Raw genomic sequence first — 4,785 nt, 5'->3', positions numbered from 1 at the left:
TTTATTATGGTGATCCCCTGGGCGAAATGCGCCTGGTAAGCAGAGTTTTTGAAATGTAAGGCCTTTGAATAAGACAAAAGGCTGCCTCATCGCTAACTTTGCAACAGTGCCCATTTATGAATGTTCCTGTTATGGCTTATGTTCAAGAAAGCATTGCCCCTGAAATGATGGGCAAGGTGTTTTCCCTTTTGATGACCGCCATGACTCTTTCTATGCCGATAGGCTTACTTGTTGCAGGTCCGGTTGTTGAGGTTATAGGTGTTAATACATGGTTTTTCTGGTCTGGTGTTGCGTTGATAGTAAACGCTGTTCTCTGCCGCATTCTGACACGACGCTATGACAAAGTAACAATGAAACCGCAAGTGGACTGAAAAAAGGACCGGGTTGATGATAATTTGTAGTGGTGAGCTTCTGGGAGTACAAAACAAAGTGCTCAAAATTGTCGGGCTCATGGCGTTTAACGGTATTAATTTCGCTTATAATAATCTTTCTATAATAGCCTAAAGGAGAATATCTATGATACCTAATAGCGAAAATAAAAGAGTATGGTTTATTACCGGAGCAAGCAAGGGGCTTGGCTATGCTTTTACATGCGCCGCCTTGAAAGCCGGGGATAAAGTTGTTGCAGTTGCAAGGACTATCGATAATTTGGCGAAGCTAGAAGAAACATATCAAGAGAGCTTACTGCCATTAAACCTCGATGTTACAGATAGGGAGGCTGTTTTTTCTACGGTTGAAACAGCAGTTAAACATTTCGGTAGGCTTGATATTGTTGTTAATAATGCGGGTATCATGACTATGGGTATGATTGAAGAACTAAACGAATCCGATGCTCGGAAACTAATGGACACAAACTTTTTTGGAGCTCTTTGGGTTTGTCAGGCAGTGATGCCCTATTTGAGGTCGCAGCGTTCTGGACATATCATACAGATTACAAGCATTGGCGCTATTATCTCGGGTCCGATGTCTGGTATTTACAGTGCAAGTAAATTTGCGCTGGAAGGAATGAGTGAAGCCTTAGCAAAAGAAGCGGAACATTTCGGAGTGAAACTCACTATGGTGGAACCAGGAGGATATTGGACAGATTTATACACTTCGATGAGTTACAGCAATCCATTAGATTCATACGGTACACTGCGCGATGAGCTGGCGAAACAGTATTCCGAAGATTCGGTCGATAGTGATCCTTCCTTGGCAGCGGAAGCCCTTATGAAATTAGTAGCCAGCAATAATCCGCCTTTGAGGCTTATCCTTGGCAGCATGGTATACGATTTGGCGATGGATACCTTAAAAGCACGGATGGCTACCTGGGAAGAATGGGAAGCTGTTAGCCGTGCATCAGAAAAGGCTATTCCTGCACCGGAGAGATATGGAGTATAATACCAAACATGGTTTTTGAGGCAAGGACGAAACTATCATGAAAATTGAAATTATGGAATATAACCCGGATTGGACAAAGAATTTTGAAGAAGAGAAAATAAAATTGCTCCATTTTTTCGGTTCTCATGCCGTAGCCATTGAACATATCGGAAGCACGGCGATACCCAATCAACGGGCGAAACCGGTTATAGATATATTTATTGGCGTTTCGCCTTTTGCTGAACTACCTTTTATCAGCGCATTTTTAATGCAAAGGAGTATCACCACACTCCGACAGATATGACAGGCAGATATTTGTTTGCAAAATATACAAATGAAGTTTGGACCCATAATCTTCTTGCTTTGGTGTAGGTATAATACCCAAAAACGAAGTTTATGCGGAACAGGATAACACCTCGAAATCGGAGTTTATATGGCTTCGTGGGGGAGTTATGTGTTTGAGCTTTGTCGCATTAACGCGAATCAGGGGTTGACGGCAGAAATAGACTGGAATTACACTTCTTGGAGTCGGCGTTGCCGGAAAATTCTGATTGGATTAGTTGTTCGGGGTGCGAAAACAGTCGTAGTTCGGGGAAAAAACCGAATTTTGACCCAAAACCGCGAAAAACTCGAAATGACAGTTCCTATCAGTTTTCATAATGAATTAAAACAAAAAAATTAGGCTGCAAAGATAGGGAAAATGTGTCAATTTGCGTAAGTGATAATTAGTCAATTAAGATAAATGCTACTTTTGTAATCAAAGCAAAATGATATGAGCAAGATTTTTGGAATCGTAAATATAACCACCGATAGTTTTTCCGATGGAGGACTTTATTTAGATACAGATAAGGCAATTGAGCATGCTCTGCATTTGGTTGAAGATGGAGCAGATGTGATTGATTTGGGAGCCGCTTCCAGTAATCCTGATACAACTGAAGTGGGCGTTGTGGAAGAAATCAAAAGACTCAAACCTGTCATTAAGGCTTTAAAAGAAAAAGGCATTTCTATTTCTGTTGATACATTTAAACCTGAGGTTCAGAGTTTTTGCATAGAACAAAAGGTTGATTTTATTAATGATATTCAAGGTTTTCCTTATCCTGAGATTTATTCAGGCTTGGCAAAGTCAGATTGCAAACTTGTGTTGATGCACTCCGTTCAGCGAATTGGTGCAGCTACTAAAGTTGAAACGAATCCGGAAGAGGTTTTTACTTCCATGATGGAATTTTTTAAAGAAAGAATTGCTGCTTTAGTTGAGGCTGGTGTAAAGCGTGAACGAATTATTCTTGATCCGGGTATGGGCTTCTTTTTAGGCTCTAATCCAGAAACATCTATTCTTGTTTTGAAGCGTTTCCCTGAAATTCAAGAAGCTTTTAATTTGCAAGTAATGATTGCAGTGTCACGGAAATCATTCTTAGGTAAAATAACTGGAACCGATGTGAAATCTCGTTTAGCACCAACTCTTGCAGCAGAAATGTATGCATACAAAAAAGGTGCAGATTATCTCCGCACCCATGATGTTAAGTCTTTATCAGATGCCTTGAAAATATCCAAAGCCCTAGGTTAGTTTTATTTTTTTAGCTTTCTAAATGAATATGCTATACTTGCTCTGAAGTTGTGTTGGCGTACTTGACTTAGGTCTGGATCTTTCGAACTGTTACTAAGAGGGTAATCATAGCCAAACATAAACTGGAAATGTCCTAATTCTAAACCTGTTCCAATACCTACACTATAATCAAGAGGACTTAAACTTCCATCACTTCCAAAAGGTTTTGTGTACTTCTCTTGAGTTTTCGTAGCTAAATAGTAGTGTTTGTTGGTAAATCCAAATAATCCAATATTCAATCTTGCGACCGGGAAAGTCCTCTTGAAAGTACCACAAGTTCGCGGGATGGAGTTTTATCCCAGCTGCATCGAGAAAGGCATGCGCAGTGAGCGTGCTCTCAAGCTCGCCATCGCCGAAATGTATGTCAAAGGAGTAAGTACCCGCAGGGTCTCGGATATCGTCGAAATTCTTTGTGGCACCGAAGTCAGCTCGTCCCAGGTCAGCAGGCTGGCAAAGGAGCTCGATGAAGAGATTACGTCTTGGAAGGCGCAGCCTGTCGGACAGATTCAATACTTGGTACTTGATGCGACCTATGAATCGGTTCGCGTCGGTTCCCATGTGGTCAAGCAGGCGCTTCTAGTGGCTATTGGCGTTGATTACAGCGGGAATCGGCATATTCTTGACGCCGAAGTCGCGAACAGTGAGGCAGAGGTAAACTGGCGTTCCTTTCTCGAGGGTCTCGTACGACGAGGGATGCACGGCCTGCGAATGATCACCAGTGATGACCACTCAGGACTGCGCGCGGCAATCGATGCTGTCTTCCCTGGAATTCTGTGGCAACGCTGCCAGTTTCATCTGCAGCAGAATGCCCACTCCTACGTCACGAAAAAAGATGAGATCCCGCTGATAGCCGCTGATATTCGGAAGGTGTTCAATCGGAATATGTCAAGATAGTTTATGCCAGATTTTTGAGAGGTTTGCATCAAGCAGCCTTCGAAAGAGGACGGCATGACATTGAGACCGGCAAGGCGTCGTAGATACGCACTTTCCCAGTACGCCACCGTAAGGGGTTTTTCTCTTTGGCAGCAAGAATGGTTTGGTTTCTTTTTTCCTCGGCGCCGTAGGCGTCCGACTAACACCTGAATTAAGCCGCGCCGCGAAGCGGCGTCGGCTTGAATGAACTGTTAGATGCCAGCCCGATCAATGTGCGCTGACCTTGGATAGCAGATTTAGAACGGCGACGCCACTAACGATAAGTCCCATGCCAACGAACGCCCACAAGTCTAGTTTCTGGCCATGGAAGATCCAAGCGATAGCTGCCACAAGTACGATGCCGAGGCCAGCCCAAACAGCATAAGCAATGCCGACCGGGATGGACTTGAGTGCGAGAGAGAGGAAATAGAACGCAAGCCCGTAGCCAGCCACAACTACAACAGAAGGAACTAACTTGGTGAATCCATGGCTGGACTTCAGTGCGGAAGTTGCGACGACCTCACCAAATATTGCAATAGCCAGAAAGAGCCAGTTCTTCACGTGCAATCTCCTCTACGGTATGAAGGATAAATAGTGGTGGCTATGAGTTGCCAAAAACAGTCTTGCGGCTGTCGATTTTCTGTGAGCATACGCAACGCCAAATCTGGCATCTAACGCTTGAGTTAAGCCGCGCCGCGAAGCGGCGTCGGCTTGAACGAATTGTTAGACATTATTTGCCGACTACCTTGGTGATCTCGCCTTTCACGTAGTGAACAAATTCTTCCAACTGATCTGCGCGGGAGGCCAAGCGATCTTCTTCTTGTCCAAGATAAGCCTGTCTAGCTTCAAGTATGACGGGCTGATACTGGGCCGGCAGGCGCTCCATTGCCCAGTCGGCAGCGACATCCTTC

General features: G+C 44.0%; 6 protein-coding genes and 2 pseudogenes. 5 read left to right on the top strand and 3 right to left on the bottom strand.

Annotation, left to right across the window (positions count from 1 at the left end; all coding sequences use genetic code 11):
- Positions 1 to 113: 113 nt before the first annotated feature.
- The 4 genes and pseudogenes from ACJHX7_RS25840 to sul3 all read left to right on the top strand — a co-directional run.
- A pseudogene (locus ACJHX7_RS25840) lies at positions 114 to 371 on the top strand (hypothetical protein); the annotation flags it as partial.
- Between the two features lie 145 nt (positions 372 to 516).
- On the top strand, positions 517 to 1,380 hold the full coding sequence (locus ACJHX7_RS25835) for an SDR family oxidoreductase (RefSeq protein ID WP_000612791.1): 864 nt from the start codon (positions 517 to 519) through the stop codon (positions 1,378 to 1,380).
- 37 nt (positions 1,381 to 1,417) lie between these two features.
- Positions 1,418 to 1,663: a GrpB family protein gene (locus ACJHX7_RS25830; RefSeq protein ID WP_001354008.1), complete on the top strand. Its 246-nt coding sequence runs from the start codon at positions 1,418 to 1,420 to the stop codon at positions 1,661 to 1,663.
- 468 nt (positions 1,664 to 2,131) lie between these two features.
- Positions 2,132 to 2,923, top strand: coding sequence for a sulfonamide-resistant dihydropteroate synthase Sul3 (gene sul3, locus ACJHX7_RS25825; RefSeq protein ID WP_000034420.1), 792 nt, complete (start codon positions 2,132 to 2,134; stop codon positions 2,921 to 2,923).
- A gap of 2 nt (positions 2,924 to 2,925) precedes the next feature.
- On the opposite strand, the gene ACJHX7_RS25820 is transcribed toward sul3, so the two are convergent.
- A complete protein-coding gene (locus ACJHX7_RS25820) occupies positions 2,926 to 3,201 on the bottom strand; it encodes a hypothetical protein (RefSeq protein WP_109023896.1) in 276 nt (91 codons plus the stop codon).
- 22 nt (positions 3,202 to 3,223) lie between these two features.
- Here ACJHX7_RS25820 and ACJHX7_RS25815 point away from each other — a divergent pair, with 22 nt between their 5' ends.
- Positions 3,224 to 3,856, top strand: coding sequence for an IS256 family transposase (locus ACJHX7_RS25815; RefSeq protein WP_020802982.1), 633 nt, complete (start codon positions 3,224 to 3,226; stop codon positions 3,854 to 3,856).
- A gap of 246 nt (positions 3,857 to 4,102) precedes the next feature.
- Here ACJHX7_RS25815 and qac read toward each other — a convergent pair whose 3' ends face one another.
- Positions 4,103 to 4,435 (bottom strand): quaternary ammonium compound efflux SMR transporter QacL, encoded by a 333-nt coding sequence (qac, locus tag ACJHX7_RS25810; RefSeq protein ID WP_000800531.1) that lies wholly within the window; start codon positions 4,433 to 4,435, stop codon positions 4,103 to 4,105.
- 122 nt (positions 4,436 to 4,557) lie between these two features.
- Positions 4,558 to 4,785, bottom strand: a pseudogene (locus ACJHX7_RS25805) (aminoglycoside adenylyltransferase domain-containing protein); the annotation flags it as partial.

It is taken from the genome of Escherichia sp. WS1451 (assembly GCF_046487365.1).
In the GTDB taxonomy this organism is placed as follows: domain Bacteria; phylum Pseudomonadota; class Gammaproteobacteria; order Enterobacterales; family Enterobacteriaceae; genus Escherichia; species Escherichia coli.
This window is presented reverse-complemented; position numbering and strand designations above follow the sequence as displayed.

Bases quoted from the DNA above. Each gene is read 5' to 3' on its own strand.
- ACJHX7_RS25835 (WP_000612791.1), top strand. From the start codon at position 517: ATGATACCTAATAGCGAAAATAAAAGAGTATGGTTTATTACCGGAGCA.
- ACJHX7_RS25830 (WP_001354008.1), top strand. From the start codon at position 1,418: ATGAAAATTGAAATTATGGAATATAACCCGGATTGGACAAAGAATTTT.
- sul3 (WP_000034420.1), top strand. From the start codon at position 2,132: ATGAGCAAGATTTTTGGAATCGTAAATATAACCACCGATAGTTTTTCC.